The 14,061-nt window shown below is 63.2% G+C and carries 13 protein-coding genes and 2 pseudogenes; 11 read left to right on the top strand and 4 right to left on the bottom strand.

Going from position 1 to position 14,061, the window contains the following annotated elements:
* A partial coding sequence (locus BMX67_RS17855) for an ABC transporter permease subunit (RefSeq protein WP_139206574.1) occupies positions 1–341 on the top strand: 341 nt, incomplete at its 5' end.
* Between the two features lie 27 nt (positions 342–368).
* Positions 369–530 (top strand): annotated as a pseudogene (locus tag BMX67_RS20085) (hypothetical protein); the annotation flags it as partial.
* Here the strand turns inward: BMX67_RS20085 and BMX67_RS17860 are convergent.
* A pseudogene (locus BMX67_RS17860) lies at positions 496–1,944 on the bottom strand (sulfatase family protein); the annotation flags it as partial. The pseudogenes BMX67_RS20085 and BMX67_RS17860 sit on opposite strands and share 35 nt — an antisense overlap.
* Positions 1,945–2,064: 120 nt before the next feature.
* Here BMX67_RS17860 and BMX67_RS17865 point away from each other — a divergent pair.
* From BMX67_RS17865 to BMX67_RS17885, 5 genes are read left to right on the top strand one after another with little or no spacing between them, the layout of a single operon-like run.
* Positions 2,065–3,288: an ABC transporter substrate-binding protein gene (locus BMX67_RS17865; protein WP_090737855.1), complete on the top strand. Its 1,224-nt coding sequence runs from the start codon at positions 2,065–2,067 to the stop codon at positions 3,286–3,288.
* A 25-nt stretch (positions 3,289–3,313) separates the two neighbouring features.
* Positions 3,314–4,174, top strand: a complete 861-nt coding sequence (locus BMX67_RS17870; protein WP_217645906.1) for a carbohydrate ABC transporter permease — start codon at positions 3,314–3,316, stop codon at positions 4,172–4,174.
* Between the two features lie 4 nt (positions 4,175–4,178).
* Positions 4,179–5,060, top strand: coding sequence for a carbohydrate ABC transporter permease (locus BMX67_RS17875; protein WP_090737859.1), 882 nt, complete (start codon positions 4,179–4,181; stop codon positions 5,058–5,060).
* Positions 5,057–5,815 carry an SDR family NAD(P)-dependent oxidoreductase gene (locus BMX67_RS17880; RefSeq protein WP_090737861.1) on the top strand — a complete coding sequence of 253 codons (759 nt, stop codon included), beginning with the start codon at positions 5,057–5,059 and terminating at the stop codon, positions 5,813–5,815. The genes BMX67_RS17875 and BMX67_RS17880 overlap by 4 nt, the downstream gene beginning before the upstream one ends.
* Before the next feature lies 1 nt (position 5,816).
* The gene (locus BMX67_RS17885; RefSeq protein ID WP_090737863.1) at positions 5,817–6,902 is read left to right on the top strand and encodes an ABC transporter ATP-binding protein; all 1,086 of its coding nucleotides are present in this window, start codon (positions 5,817–5,819) and stop codon (positions 6,900–6,902) included.
* 56 nt (positions 6,903–6,958) lie between these two features.
* On the opposite strand, the gene BMX67_RS17890 is transcribed toward BMX67_RS17885, so the two are convergent.
* Positions 6,959–7,813, bottom strand: coding sequence for an SMP-30/gluconolactonase/LRE family protein (locus BMX67_RS17890; RefSeq protein WP_175479970.1), 855 nt, complete (start codon positions 7,811–7,813; stop codon positions 6,959–6,961).
* A 94-nt stretch (positions 7,814–7,907) separates the two neighbouring features.
* Here BMX67_RS17890 and BMX67_RS17895 point away from each other — a divergent pair, with 94 nt between their 5' ends.
* Both BMX67_RS17895 and BMX67_RS17900 read left to right on the top strand, forming a co-directional pair.
* Positions 7,908–8,609: a GntR family transcriptional regulator gene (locus tag BMX67_RS17895; RefSeq protein ID WP_090737867.1), complete on the top strand. Its 702-nt coding sequence runs from the start codon at positions 7,908–7,910 to the stop codon at positions 8,607–8,609.
* Entirely contained in the window at positions 8,602–9,552 is a 951-nt protein-coding gene (locus tag BMX67_RS17900) for an SUMF1/EgtB/PvdO family nonheme iron enzyme (protein ID WP_090737869.1), read from the top strand. Before BMX67_RS17895 ends, BMX67_RS17900 begins: the two co-directional genes overlap by 8 nt.
* Before the next feature lie 19 nt (positions 9,553–9,571).
* Here BMX67_RS17900 and BMX67_RS17905 read toward each other — a convergent pair whose 3' ends face one another.
* Positions 9,572–10,474: a 2-dehydro-3-deoxygalactonokinase gene (locus BMX67_RS17905; protein ID WP_090737871.1), complete on the bottom strand. Its 903-nt coding sequence runs from the start codon at positions 10,472–10,474 to the stop codon at positions 9,572–9,574.
* Positions 10,475–10,492: 18 nt separating this feature from the next.
* Positions 10,493–11,692, bottom strand: a complete 1,200-nt coding sequence (locus tag BMX67_RS17910) for a mandelate racemase/muconate lactonizing enzyme family protein (RefSeq protein WP_090737873.1) — start codon at positions 11,690–11,692, stop codon at positions 10,493–10,495.
* Between the two features lie 131 nt (positions 11,693–11,823).
* Between BMX67_RS17910 and BMX67_RS17915 the strand changes: the two genes are divergently transcribed.
* The gene (locus BMX67_RS17915; protein ID WP_090737876.1) at positions 11,824–13,230 is read left to right on the top strand and encodes a sulfatase-like hydrolase/transferase; all 1,407 of its coding nucleotides are present in this window, start codon (positions 11,824–11,826) and stop codon (positions 13,228–13,230) included.
* 43 nt (positions 13,231–13,273) lie between these two features.
* On the top strand, positions 13,274–14,026 hold the full coding sequence (locus BMX67_RS17920) for a FadR/GntR family transcriptional regulator (RefSeq protein ID WP_090737878.1): 753 nt from the start codon (positions 13,274–13,276) through the stop codon (positions 14,024–14,026).
* Positions 14,027–14,061 lie beyond the last annotated feature (35 nt).

Raw genomic sequence — 14,061 nt, forward strand, 5'->3', positions numbered from 1 at the left:
GGGCGGGCGTGTCGGGGGTGAACATCACCAAGGTGCACGCGGCCTATTCGCTGGGGGCGTCGAAATGGCAATTGCTGCGGCACGTGATCCTGCCCAATTCGCTGCCCGAGATCTTTACCGGGGCGCGGGTGGCGATGGGGGTGTGCTGGGGCACGGTGGTGGCCGCCGAGCTGGTCGCGGCCCAGAAGGGCGCCGGCATGATGATCATCGCAGCCTCCAAGTTCCAGCTGACCGACATCGTCCTGATGGGCATCATCCTCATCGGAATCATCGGCTACGCAATCGACGTCATCATGAGACTCGCAGAACAAAAACTCGTCCCATGGAAAGGACAAGGGTAAGGCGAATGACGAACACAAAGGCGCCGGATGGCTGCGGGCCGGTCCCGGCGCCGCAGCCGAGGTTTTTTCGTCGCTAATGCCAGCCGACGCGCGGCGACACGGGGATCATGTCATCGGGGCGCGTGCGGATCATGCGCAGGTGATCTTCGCGCAGGTCGCGATGGGTGGGATCGTCGAAAAGGTTCGTCATTTCATCGGGATCGTCCTGCAGATCATACATCTCACCCGTCATGGTGCGCATGTCGACCGACATGCGATAGCGGCGGCTGCGGACCGTCATCAGGTCCATGTCCACGGCTGATCGGCAGGCATCGACCTCGTATTCCGACAGGGCGAATTCGCGTGTCTCGCGCCCTTCCCACAGGCCGCGCCATGATCTGCCATGCGACGGCGCAGCGGTGATCCCGGCAAGATCGGCCAGGGTGGCAAGAATGTCGATCGTGCCAACCGGATCGTCCAGCACTTGGCCCGCCGCGACGCCGGGGCCGCAAATCATGCAGGGCACCCGCAGCAACCCGTCATACAGCATCGGCCCCTTCAGCAGCAGGCCGTGATCGCCCAGCCATTCCCCGTGATCGCTGGTAAAGACGATGATCGTGTTGTCCAGCTCGCCCTGTTGTTCCAGCGTGTCGAGGATGCGCCCGATCTGATGGTCCACGGCGCTGATCATGCCGAAATAGATGCGCGTCAGGTCTTGCAGCGCCTGTTCGGTCAGCTCGCCCTTCTGGCCCCAATCGATGCCGCCGGCATTGTGTTCGGCACCTTGCTTGATGGGCTTCGCCCGATCCTCGACAAAGGCGCGGTGCCACCATGGTCGGCGGTCAAGATCCAGTTCGGGATGCTTGGCGATGGTGACGGGCGTGTCGTCATACATGTCGCACCAGGGGCGCGGCGACAGGAAGGGCGGGTGCGGATCGGGAAAGGATATCCAGGCCATGAGGGGCCGATCGCCCTTGTCCTGCACCATCCTGACCGCGCGGTCCCCGATCCATTCGGTGCTGTGCCATTCCTTGTCCAGCCCTGACCGCCATGCCTGAAAATGGGCGGTGTCCGGTTCAAGGCGGTCCTTCGCGCGTTGCCAGCGTGCGCCGCCTTGTCCGTCCTGATGCAGCCAGTCTTCATAATGCAGCGATTCCGGGGGGGCGGACCATTTCGTGTGGTGATGGGGCCGCAGCATCAGCTGTACATCCTGAAACCCCATATAGCTGCCGGTCCAGTCGGGCCCGAAATCCGCGGCGCTTTGATAGCATTCGGGCCGACCCGTGGGGTGGAAGGTCTGCTGGCTGGACAGATGCGCCTTGCCGATGAAATGGGTGGCATAGCCCGCCGCGGTGAACGTGCCGCCCAGCCCCTGTTCGGCCAAGGCCTCGTCCAGATCGCGCCCGTTGTCGCGGACGCCGTGGCTGTAGGGCAGCTTGCCCGTCAGGATCGAGGCGCGCGCCGCCTGACACATCGGATGCGGGGTGATGCAGGTGCGAAAGCGCACGCCCCGTTGCGCGATTTGATCCATGTTGGGGGTGATGACGCCACGGCCTTCCGGGCCGATGCAGTCGCCCCTTTGCTGATCGGTGGTGATCAGGATGACATTGGGTTTCTTCGCCATGAAACTTGCCCTTTACATCAAGGATGGCACGCCGCGGCGCCGTTCTCGATCAGTGATAAGCAGATTATTGTGTACAAAGTAAAGAAATAATGTACGATCCTGCCAAACGGAGGAGAGATCATGACACGCAATCTGTTGTCCACGACCCTGTTCGCGCTGCTTGCCGGAACCGCGGCCCATGCCCAGATCGTTCTGGATGTCGTGGCCTGGAAGGGCAACGAAGCCGAGCCTGCGGGGATGCCGCAGCTGATCGAGAAGTTCGAGGCCGAACACCCCGAGATCACGGTGGATCTGACTTTCGTCGCGCGCAAGGATATCGACAAGGTCATTCCGCCGCGCCTGCAGTCGGGAAACCCGCCCGATGTCACCATGGTCGACAGCGCCCTGAACAAATTGTGGGGCGAGGCAGGCTTCCTGACGGATCTTGGTACCGATGCCGACTGGGTTCAGCGCATGAAGCCCGAGGTGCGCGAGGTTCTGGAACTGGATGGTGCGATGCTGACCCAGCCTTTGGAAATCATCGGCATGGGCAATTTCGTCAACATGGACCTGCTTGCCCAGGCGGGCATCCAGACGCCGCCCGTGACGCTGGACGAACTGACCGCGGCCTGCGGGGCATTGGCGGAACAGGGGATCAGTCCGATGATCTTCTCGGGCGGGTTCTCGGCCATGCTGTTCGTGGGCGCGAACGGGATCGATCCGGCCGCCGGCAACGCGGCCGCACTTGGGGCGGGCGATGACCGCTTTGTCGAGGATGCCAGCTTCAACCAAGCGCTGGACCGGGTGCGCGCGCTGGTCGATGCGCAATGCTTCGATCCCGAACTGCAGGCCGGTCTGGACCCCTGGGCGACCGCCCCGCAGGAGTTCCGGTCGGGCAATGTCGCCATCCTGCCGCAAGGCGCGTGGAATATCGGCAGTTTTCAGCAGGTCGAGGGCCTGAACTTCCAGTTTGCGCCCATGCCGTCGGGTTTTTCCGATAAGGGGGTCGCGCTGGATCTGGTCGGTCCGGGCTGGGCCATTCCGCGCGACGCCGAACATGCAGATGCAGCACGGGCCTGGGTCGATTTCTTTGCCAAGCCGGAAAATCTTGCGATCTTCCTTCAGGCCGAAAATGCCTACAGCCCCTATGAGGGGGCCGAGACGCAGATGCCCGAACTGGCCGCATCCTACACCGCCGCCCGTGATGCGGGCAGCGCGATCCTGTGGCCCTTCTCGACGCTGGAATTTCCAAAGGCCCTGCAGCCCGAATGGGAAGACAGCCTGACGGGTTTCCTGCTGAACCTGGATGATCCGAACGAGGACACGCTGCAGCGTTGGGACGATGCGGTCGAGGACAGTCTCTGACGGTCCGGGACGAAGGGGAAACGCCATGCGAAGAAGTTATAATCTGTACCTGTTCAGCTTGCCTGCGCTGATCGTGCTGGTGCTGTTCTTCGTCCATCCGGTCATCCTGACCTTCGACATGAGCCTGACCAGCTTCAAGGGCATCGGCGAGGCAAAGGATATCGGGTGGCGCAACTATGAACGGATCTTCACCCGCGACCGCTATCTGGACGAAATCTGGCTGACGCTGTGGTACACGGTCATCGTCGTTTCGGCGCTGACGGTCACGGGGCTGTTCTTTGCGGCCATGCTGCATCGGCTGCCCGCGATCCGCAATTTCAGCCGCGCGGCACTGTACACGCCTGCGATGATGTCCTTCGTGGTCGTGGGCTATGTCTGGCAGTTTCTCTATTCGCCGATCAATGGCGGCATCAACGTGGCGCTGCGCGATCTTGGGTTGGGCTGGATCGAACAGAACTGGCTGGGCGATCCCGATATCGCGCTTTATGCCGTGGCCTTCGTCCAGATCTGGATGTTCACCGGGTTCACCTGCGCCATCTTTCTGGCGGGTTTCGCCAATATCCCCGAAGAGATCGGTGAGGCCGGGCGCCTTGAGGGGGCAAGTTCCTGGCAGCGGTTCCGCTATCTGGAGCTGCCGCTGCTTGGTCCGTCGATCACGGTGTCGGTGATGCTGACAACCATCGGCACGCTGAAGACCTTCGAGCTGCCCTTCATCCTGACCAAGGGCGGCCCCGATGGCGCGACCCGCCTTCTGTCGATCGACATCATCGACAACCTCTTTGGCCAGTACAAGTTCGGCTTCGCCTCGGCGCTGTCCATCGTAATGCTGGCCGTCGTTCTGGTCGTCGCGCTGGTGCAGAACCGGCTTCTGGCCGAGAAGGAGTGATCCCATGGATGCGACGACACATGCCGCCAATCCGGCCAAGGCCCGCAACCTCGACACGGTGCTGTTGCGCAAGCGGCTGAAATCGGGGCTGGCTCATGGCGCGGTGCTGGTGCTGGTGCTGATCATGCTGCTGCCGCTGGTCTACATGGTCATGATGTCCTTCAAGACATCGACCGAGATCGCGCAGAATCCGCTTGGCCTGCCTGAGAGCCTGTATTGGGGCAATTACATGCGGGCGCTGTCGGAAATGGGCTATGTCCGATCGGTCCTGAATTCGCTGGCGATCACGGTGTCGGTGATCCTGATCGTGGTGCTGGCCGGAGCGATGGCGGCCTATCCGCTGGCACGGATGAAATCGCGTATCAGCCGGATCATCGTGATGATCATGGCGCTTGGGCTGGCGACGCCGAATTTCGTCACGATCACGCCGATCTACGTCATCTTCCGCGATCTGGGCCTGCTTGACAGCTATCTGGGGATCGTTCTGGCCTTCGCGGCGCTGAAGATGCCGCTGGCGGTGTTCTTCTATACCGGGTTCATCGCGGCCATTCCGCTGGAACTGGAAGAGGCCGCCAAGCTGGACAATTGCAGCAACTGGCAGATCTTCTGGCATGTCATCCGCCCGCTGCTGGGTCCGGTCACGGCGACGCTGTCGCTGTTCGTGATGATCATGGTCTGGAACGACTTCATCTATCCGCTGCTGCTTCTGACCGACAAGGACAAGCTGACGGTGATGATCGCGGTCTACAAGTTCGTCGGCAATACCGGGATCGATCCGACGCGGCTGTTTCCGGCCGCCGTGCTTGGCTCGCTTCCGCTGCTGCTGATGTTCGCCTTCTTCCAACGCAAGATCATGGCCGGTTCGACGGCAGGAGCAGTCAAATGAACCTCGAGGGACAACATGTCATCGTGACGGGGGCCGCATCGGGCATCGGGCTGGGCATTGCCCGACAGGTGCGGGCTGCGGGCGCGGCGGTGACGGGGCTGGACCGCAACCCCGACGGGGCGGCGCGGATGGCCGAACTGGGCGCGGAATTTGTCCGGGTCGATGTCGCGGAACCCGATGCGCTGGTCGCTGCGATCGAGGATGCCCATGCGCGGGCAGGGCGGCTGGACGGTCTGGTGAACAATGCGGGTGTGACCATCCGCGTGCCGTTCCTGGAGCTGACCCTCGGGCAGATCGAGATGCTGTGGCAGGTGAACCAGCGTTCGGTTCTGGTCGCCTCGCAGGCGGCGGGGCGGATCATGGCTGCGGCGGGGCGCGGTGCGATCGTGAACATCGCCTCGAACCACGCCAATGCGACCAATCCGGGCCACGAAGCCTATGCCGCGACCAAGGGTGCCATCGTCGCCATGACGCGCGCGATGGCCTGGTCGCTTGGCCCGAACGGGGTGCGCGCCAACACGCTGTCGCCCGGCATGACCCAGACCGAGATCGTGATCGAGGCGATGAAGGACCCTGCCAATGCGGCGAATTTCCGGTCGTGGTCGGCCGACAATCAGGTGAACACCGTCGATGAGGTCGGCCGCGCCGCCGTGTTCCTGCTGTCGGATGCGTCTTCGGCCCTGAACGGCAGCGATCTGGTCGCCGACCGCGCGATGTCATCGCTTTTGGGCGTCAACGATACGAGGAGAGCCTGAGATGGCCGGACTTGAACTAAGCAACGTCATCAAGCGCTATGGCGCGACGCAGGTGATCCACGGGGTGGACCTGCAGATCGATGACGGCGATTTCTGCGTGTTCGTCGGCCCGTCCGGTTGTGGCAAGTCCACGCTTCTGCGCATGATCGCGGGCCTCGAGGAAACGACCGGCGGGCGCATGGCCATCGGCGACCGCGACGTGACCCATGTCGATCCCGCGCAGCGCGGCGTGTCGATGGTGTTTCAGACCTATGCGCTTTACCCGCATATGACCGTGCGCGAAAACATGAGCTTCGGCCTGAAGATCGGCCGCATGGCCAAGCCCGAAATCACCCGGAAGGTCGACGAGGCGGCGCGCATCCTGAAGCTGGATCGCTATATGGATCGCAAGCCCAAGGCGCTTTCGGGCGGCCAGCGTCAGCGCGTGGCCATCGGGCGGGCCATCGTGCGTCAGCCCGACGTGTTCCTGTTCGACGAACCGCTGTCCAATCTGGACGCCGAACTCAGGGTCGAAATGCGGGTCGAGATCGCCCGCCTGCACAAGCAGCTTGGCGCGACCATGGTCTATGTCACCCATGACCAGGTCGAGGCGATGACCATGGCCGACAAGATCGTCGTCCTGCGCGATGGTCGGATCGAACAGGCAGGCAAGCCGACCGATCTGTACCACGATCCCGACAATCTGTTCGTCGCGGGGTTCATCGGCTCGCCGCGGATGAATTTCTTCGAGGGTCGCGTGGTAAGCCATTCGGATGGCCACGCCTTTGTCGAGGTGCCGCGTCTTGCCAGTCAGCCGGTCGCGGTTCCCGTCGCAACCCGGTGCCCGCCCGGTCAGGCGATCACGCTGGGATTGCGGCCCGAACATTTCGATCCGCAGGGACCGGTTGCCGTCAGCCTTGGCGTCGATGTGCTGGAGGATCTGGGCGGCGTCTGCTATGCCTATTCCAGCGATCAGGGTCAGGACACGCCGGTCATCGTCGAACTGCGCGGCCAGAACAGGCCCATCGTTGACGGGATGTTGCAGATCGGTTTCGACCCGGATCACGCCTTGATCTTCGATACGGAAACGGGCGGGCGTATCCGCTGAACCCCGGCGATCCGGCCGGGTTGGATCAAGACCCATCCCGGCCATTCGCAACAGCCTTATCCGGTCCAGCGGACACGATGCGGGGGCTTGCCGCGCACGGGCATGGGCAGGGCGAACAGCCCGCCCGCCAATGGATTGGCGCTTTTTTCGGCCTCGGTCATGCTGAAGGTTCCGGTGGTGATATACAGCCGGTCCAGATCCGGTCCTCCGAAACAGCAATTGGTCACGATCTGGCAGGGCAGCTGGATGCAGTCGAAGGGCTTGCCGTCGGGGGTCATCCCGATCACTTGCCCCCGGTCGCAGATCGCGATCCACAGATTGCCGTCGCGGTCGACGCACATCCCGTCGGGCCGTCCGATATCGTCGCCAAAGCTGCGGATGATGCGCCATGCGCCGTCCTCATGGCAATGCAGGCTGCCCGGCACGCTGTCGATGAAGTAAAGCCGCCGACCATCGGGGCTGACATCCAGCCCGTTCGAAATGGTCGTGCCCGACATCAGCCTGTCCCATCCCGCTTCGGCGCTGCGATACAGGCTGCCCGACGGCGCCTTGGCCCCTTCGGACATGGTGCCCAGCCACAACGCCCCGTCCGGCCCCGCCACCATGTCGTTCAGCCGGTTTCCGGCAAGGCCGGGTTCGGGATGGCCAAGGATGTCCACCTTGCCGGTATCGGCATCGACGCACCCCAACCCGTGCGCAGTGGCGATCAGCAGCCCCCCGTCCTGATGCAATGCCAGGGCGCTGATCAGGCAGGGCATCGCGACGCTGCTGTTGCTGCCCGTCGCAGGGTCATGCGCATGCAGCCTTTCGCCCGATATGTCGACCCAGCGGATCAGCCCCGCGCGGTCGTCCCACAGCAGACCCTCGCCGCATCCGGCCCGTGCCTGATCCACGCAGATAGGTTGTTCCATAAGGTGATTCCTTTGATATAATGTATGGATAGCCGTTGATGGTGTGTAAACCTGCGATGGTGCCGCCTGTCCCGACCCCCGAGTGAGGCCCTGAATGAGCAAGCGCAGTTCCATGGAGATTTCCGCCGAAACCGAGGGTGGCACCGCGCCCATCTATGAACGGATCCGCAATGACATCCTGTCGGGTGTGCTGGCCGCGAACGAGAGGCTGAAGATCTCGGAACTGGCCAAGCGGCACAACACCTCGACCAACCCGATCCGCGAGGTTCTGCAACAGTTGCGCGGCGAGGGACTGGTGCTGTTCACCCTGAATCAGGGTGCGCGGGTGCGGCCCATCGATATGGATTTCGTCCGCGACGTCGCCGAGGTCGGCTATCAGCTTGAGCCCTATCTGCTGAAGGTCTTTGTTGAAACCGCCAGCGCCGAGGATATTCAGGAACTTGAACGGATCCAGTCCGAGATCGAGGCCCTGAACTTTGCCGACAAGGCCCGGCACACCGCGCTGAACAACGCGTTCCACGAATACATGTATGACCGCCACTATAACCGTGTCGCCGTCGAATTGTGGAAACAGCACCGCAGCATTCTGGGCGCGATCAGCACGCGCGTTCCCATCGCCCTTGGCCGACGCGAGGCGATCTTGCGCGAACATCGCGAACTGATTGATGCGGTGCGCCGTCAGGATGTCGCGAAATCGCAGGAAATCCTGTCGCGCCATATCGGTGATGCGGGACGGCATCTGGTCGATCAGTTGCGGATCGAACAGGCGCGCAGCGGTCGGGGGGATCATGGCTGAGAAGGGCTGCTGCACACCGTCAGCCCCGCAGGGCGGCGGGCCGGCGACCCTGTGCAATGTCGCTGCCGATCTGACCGGGACCACGGGACGGCATCGGCGCGACTGCGTGCCGGTGCCGGGGGGCAAGGCGCAACTGGGCACGGCACGGCCGCTGATCGCGGCGGATGGCGAGGGAAACCCCCAGCGCCGCACGATCCGGCCCTTGTGGTGGGAGCGGGGCGCAACCAGCGTCGCTCAGTTCCGCGAATTCGTGGCGGCGACGGGATATGTCACCATCGCGGAACGACTGGGCTGGTCCTTTGTCTTTCACAGCCATGTGCCCGGCGGCGCCGAGGGAACATTGGGCGTCGAGGGATTGGAATGGTGGCGCCGGATCGACGGTGCCAGCTGGCACCATCCTTGCGGGCCGGACGGCGCCCCGGCGAAAGACGAGATGCCCGCGACCCATCTGGGCCACGAAGATGCGACGGCTTTTGCCGCCTGGGCGGGCGGACGCCTTCCACGAGAGATCGAGTGGGAACATGCCGCGCGGGGCGGGCTGGGCGATGTGCATTATCCTTGGGGCGATCGGCATCCCGATGACGACGATTTTCAGCCCTGCAATATCTGGCAGGGTCGCTTTCCCACCCATGATACCGGTGCCGACGGCTGGGTCGGACCCGCGCCGGTTCTGTCCTTTGCGCCGAATGGATATGGGCTGCATCAGATGGTCGGCAATGTCTGGGAATGGACGGCCGAGCCGTTTCGCATCCGGTCTGCCAGCGTGACCGCCCGGCGCATGAATGCCGCCGCGCAGGGCAGGCGGTTGCTGAAGGGCGGGTCGTTTCTGTGCCACCAAAGCTATTGCCACCGCTATCGCATCGCCGCACGGACCGGCAACACCCCCGACAGCACCAGCGCCCATACCGGGTTTCGCGTCGTCTATGACGCGCCTCCGACCTGATCCCTGCGGGGACGTCGCCCTAGGCCGCGCATGAGCGGTCAAGCGCCCGAAATGCCGCGCGCAGCCCGGCCCGGGTCAATGCGCCTGCGTCGTGGCACTGGCCCTCATGCCCGGTCAGGGCCAGTGCGCGGCGATAAAGCGCCGTCAGCCCGGCCGCCCCGATCAGCCCGACCGGAATGTCGTCCAGGGATGCGGCGACCGCTGCGATTTCGGTTCCGATCAGCATGCCCGACAGGCGGCTTCCGGCGCTGACCGGGTTCAGGTCGCCCAGCAACCCTTCGGCGCGCAGGCTGAACAATCGCATCGCGATCCCGCGCGGTTCGTCCAGCGCCTGCCGCACCCCGGCGTCGAAGGCTGCCATGTCGGTTCCTTCGGTACTGACCGAAAAGCGCAGCACGGACTTGTTGGCGATCAGGGCGAAAACCTCGCCGGTCATTGCGGTCTGGAAATTGCTGATCGCGCCGTCTTGCAAGCGCACCCATTTGCTGTGCGTGCCGGGCAGGCACAGGACCCCATTGTGGCCGGGTCGCAGGGCCAGGAAACCGGAAATCTGCGTTTCCTCGCCCCGCATCACATTCGCCGGGCTGGACTGTTTCAGCCCCGGCAGGATCCAGACGGGTCGCGGACCATCCATGCGGACCGCACCCGATGCGGGGTCGCGCCCGGCCTCGGAAATGTCGCGATAGGGCGCCTCGCACCAGCCCTGCGCCGCGCCTGCCATGCCTGCGATCACGACCGGTGCGGTCGCGGGCAGGCCCAGATCCGACAGCGTGCGTTCCAGAAGCGGGGCATAGTCCTGGGGACGAAGGCTGCCCATTCCATGCGGCCCGCATTGTTCCGCGACAACCGCCCCCGTCCTGTCCATCACCCACAGGCGAAAGCTGCTGGTTCCCCAATCGATCCCGACGAATTCATGATCCATGCGATATGTCCCCCATGCCTACCAGTTCGTGACCGAGCCGTCGGGCCGGCGCAGATGCGGGCATTCGACGGGCAGGGGCCGGGTCGCGCGCAACGCGGCCTCGTCAATTTCGATGCCAAGGCCGGGACTGTCTGGCACGGGATAGACCGCCCCCTGCAATTCGACCTGCTTCGGGAACAGCCTTTTGTCGTGAAAGCCAAGATGCTCGACCGGGGATTGCCGGGTTTCCAGCCAGCTGAAATTCGGCACGGCGGCCGACATATGGACACTGGCCGCCGTGCAGACCGGTCCCAACGGATTGTGCGGCATCAGATCAACGTAATGCGTTTCGCACCAGGCAGCGACCTTCATCGCCTCGGTGAAGCCGCCGATATTGCAGATGTCCAGCCGCATGTATTGGGTCAGGTGCCGTTCGATAAAGGGCTGCGCCTGCCATTTCGAGGCGAATTCCTCGCCGATCGCGAAGGGAATCGTGGTCAGCCTTCGCAGCGCCGCATAGGCATCGGGGTTTTCCGACCGGATCGGCTCTTCCAGGAAATCGACGGTGCCGGGCGGCATCATGCCGGCAAGGCTTGCGATCTCTGCCGGGCTATAGCGTGAATGAAGGTCGATCCCCAGACACAGTTTCGGAAAGGCGCCGCGCAGCGCGGTCAGCGTCCGTGCGGTCGGTGCCAACGAGGCGCGGGGATCGAAGATTTCGCTGTCAAAGCCCTCGGGATAGATCCGCACGCAATCCCATCCGGCCGCGACCAGCGTGGCGGTATCGGCCAGCGCCTGTTCGGTATCTGCCGCAAGAAAGCTGGCGAATGTCGGGACGACATCGCGTTGCTTGCCCCCCAGAAGTTGATGGACCGGAACGTCCAGTCGCTTGCCCAGCAGGTCATGAAGGGCAATATCGATGGCAGAAATGGCAGCGGTCAGCACGCGGCCACCCTCGAAATACTGGCTTCGATATGTCTCTTGCCAGATCCGCCCGATGCGACGCGAATCCTGCCCCCTTAGAAACCGCGCGAAATCGGCGATCACCGCGCTGACGGCATCTTCGCGCGAGGAAAGCCCCGACTCGCCCCAGCCCACCAGCCCGTCCACCGTCTCGATGCGGACCAGAAGCTGGTTTCGGCCGCCCACGCGGACTGGCAGCGCCTCGATCCGCGCGATGTCGGCAGCGCAGTCCCGGCCTGTGACAAGGGGGGTGGCAAGCGCGCTTTGATGGGACATGGGGGCGTTCCTCTGATGATCTTGCGGAACCTCTACCACCTTTTTCACAAATCGTACATTATTTTATTAACATCGAGCGTGAAATATTGTTGTATGTGCATCAAACCTGCTGCTGGAAGGAAGGCACGCCCATGTCGGATCGCAAGAATATCGTTCTGTTCATCACCGATCAGTGGCGCTGGGACACGCTGAACCAACCCGGTCATCCCGCAAAGCTGCCCAATCTGCGCCGCTTCATGGACGAGGCGACAAATCTGCCGAACGCTTTCACGACCGTGCCGTTATGCACGCCCGCGCGTGCCAGCCTGTTCACCGGCAAGCTGCCCCATCAGCACGGCACGATGGACAATGTGCAGGGCCGGTCCTTCTATCCGCATGGCAAGCTGCATCCGGCGCAGCGCACCTATCTGGAAAGGTTGCAGGATGGTGGTTACCGCGTCGCCTTCATCGGGAAATGGCATCTGGGCGACCGGACGCTGCTGCAGCGGGGGATCACCGATGTTCAGCTAAGCGATGGTGGCGATACCGAATTGATGCAGACCGCCCCCGTCGAGCTGGCCGAAGGCGGTAAATCGCCCTATTACGCCACTGTCGCGCAAGGGGTTCCTCTGGACGAACAGCGGGTCGAGGCGGCGATCGCGAAGCTGGCCGAACTGGGCGCGGATGACCAGCCCTTCTGCCTGGTCGTCTGTCTTCACGGGCCGCATTTCCCGCATCACGTTCCACAGCGTTTCGTCAATCTTTATGACGATCTTCCCGATGATTACATGCCCCCAAACTTTGCCCCCCAGTTCAGTGAGACGGGCAAACCGGCGGCGCAGGGCGCGTTCTACTGGCCCTGTCAGGACACATCGCACATGACCCCGGCAGACTGGCGGCGCACCACGCAACATTACTGGGGTTTTTGCAGCTATATCGACGACATGTTCGGCAGGTTGCGTCGGGCGATGACGGAACAGGGGCTGGACGATAGGACGGTTCTTGGCTTTACCGCCGATCATGGCGAGATGCTGGGTGCGCATGGCTGGTTCGACAAGGGTCCGTTCTTCTACGAAGAGGTGATGCGCATTCCGATGATCCTGCGCGACCCTGCCGGCACGCCCGACACACGTCGGAACCATGTCAGTTTTCACGATCTTTTCCCGACCGTCATCGAACGCGCCGGCGCGGCCGATTTGCTGTCCGGCGACGAGGAGGGGCGCAGTTTCTGGAACAGCGCCGCGCAAGAGGTGTATTATGTCTATGATGCCTATCAGGGGCGTCAGTTCCGCTTTCGCGGCATTCGCGAAACGCGCCTTAAATATGCCTGGAGCCCGCATGACATCGAAGAGCTGTATGATCTGGACCTCGATCCGCACGAACGTGTGAACCTGGCTGACCACCCAGATTATCAGGATGCGCGTTGGCGGCTGCGCTGTCGGCTGTTCGACTGGATGGACGCGCAGGGTGACTGGCTGGCCGGACCGGGCCACCACCCGCCTGTTGGCAGCTATATCGACGGGCGCGATGCCGCTGAACAGCACCGGCACCCGCAGTAATCAAATCTGTTGACTTCAAACATCTGATGTTTAAATTGGTCCTATGAACGAGATTCTGTATTACAACCTCAAGGATGCCCCGACGCTGGCCCCCAGCCTGGTCACGCAGTTGTGCCGCGAGATGGGCCGCCGCATCGTCGGTGGCTATTACGACGAGGGTGCGCTGATCGAGGATGAGGGCACGCTGTCGTCCCGCTTCAGCGTCAGCAAATCCGTGGTGCGCGAAGCGGTCAAGCTTCTGGTCGGCAAGGGCCTGCTGGAGGTTCGTCGCGGCATCGGCACCAAGGTCCGGTCGCGCAGCCACTGGGCGCTTCTGGATGATGACGTGCTTGCCTGGCACCTCGCGGCCGAGCCCAAGCCCGCCACGCTGCGCCAGCTGATGGACATGCGGCGCATCATCGAACCCAAGGCCGCGGCCCTGGCCGCACGCTGCGGAACGGACGAACAGCTGGCCGCGATCAAGGCAGCGCAGGACAAGATGGATCAGGAGCAACGGTCCAGCGAACATTTCGCCGTCGCGGATGCGCTGTTTCATCAGGCCATCCTGCGGGCCACCAACAACGAATTCCTTCTGGCGCTCGAGGGGGTGATCTTCTCGGCGCTGCTGGGGTCGATCCGACTGACCAATGCGGATCCCGAACAGAACAGGAAGTCGCTGCCATTCCACCGCGATCTGCTGGCAGCGATCCTTGCCCGTGACGCAAGCGCGGCGGAACAGGCGATGGAACGTCATCTGATCGACACCAGCGAAAGACTTTCGGCGCTGGTGCCGGGCTTCGGCGGGGCGGCGAAGTAAGGGAGAGATCCCGCCCCCAGGGATAACCGATCAAA

This window comes from Paracoccus homiensis (genome assembly GCF_900111675.1).
GTDB classification, from domain to species: domain Bacteria; phylum Pseudomonadota; class Alphaproteobacteria; order Rhodobacterales; family Rhodobacteraceae; genus Paracoccus; species Paracoccus homiensis.

Bases quoted from the DNA above. Each gene is read 5' to 3' on its own strand.
- BMX67_RS17870 (WP_217645906.1), top strand. From the start codon at position 3,314: ATGCGAAGAAGTTATAATCTGTACCTGTTCAGCTTGCCTGCGCTGATC.
- BMX67_RS17920 (WP_090737878.1), top strand. From the start codon at position 13,274: ATGAACGAGATTCTGTATTACAACCTCAAGGATGCCCCGACGCTGGCC.
- BMX67_RS17880 (WP_090737861.1), top strand. From the start codon at position 5,057: ATGAACCTCGAGGGACAACATGTCATCGTGACGGGGGCCGCATCGGGC.
- BMX67_RS17875 (WP_090737859.1), top strand. From the start codon at position 4,179: ATGGATGCGACGACACATGCCGCCAATCCGGCCAAGGCCCGCAACCTC.
- BMX67_RS17910 (WP_090737873.1), bottom strand. From the start codon at position 11,692: ATGTCCCATCAAAGCGCGCTTGCCACCCCCCTTGTCACAGGCCGGGAC.
- BMX67_RS17865 (WP_090737855.1), top strand. From the start codon at position 2,065: ATGACACGCAATCTGTTGTCCACGACCCTGTTCGCGCTGCTTGCCGGA.
- BMX67_RS17915 (WP_090737876.1), top strand. From the start codon at position 11,824: ATGTCGGATCGCAAGAATATCGTTCTGTTCATCACCGATCAGTGGCGC.
- BMX67_RS17885 (WP_090737863.1), top strand. From the start codon at position 5,817: ATGGCCGGACTTGAACTAAGCAACGTCATCAAGCGCTATGGCGCGACG.
- BMX67_RS17890 (WP_175479970.1), bottom strand. From the start codon at position 7,813: ATGGAACAACCTATCTGCGTGGATCAGGCACGGGCCGGATGCGGCGAG.
- BMX67_RS17900 (WP_090737869.1), top strand. From the start codon at position 8,602: ATGGCTGAGAAGGGCTGCTGCACACCGTCAGCCCCGCAGGGCGGCGGG.
- BMX67_RS17905 (WP_090737871.1), bottom strand. From the start codon at position 10,474: ATGGATCATGAATTCGTCGGGATCGATTGGGGAACCAGCAGCTTTCGC.
- BMX67_RS17895 (WP_090737867.1), top strand. From the start codon at position 7,908: ATGAGCAAGCGCAGTTCCATGGAGATTTCCGCCGAAACCGAGGGTGGC.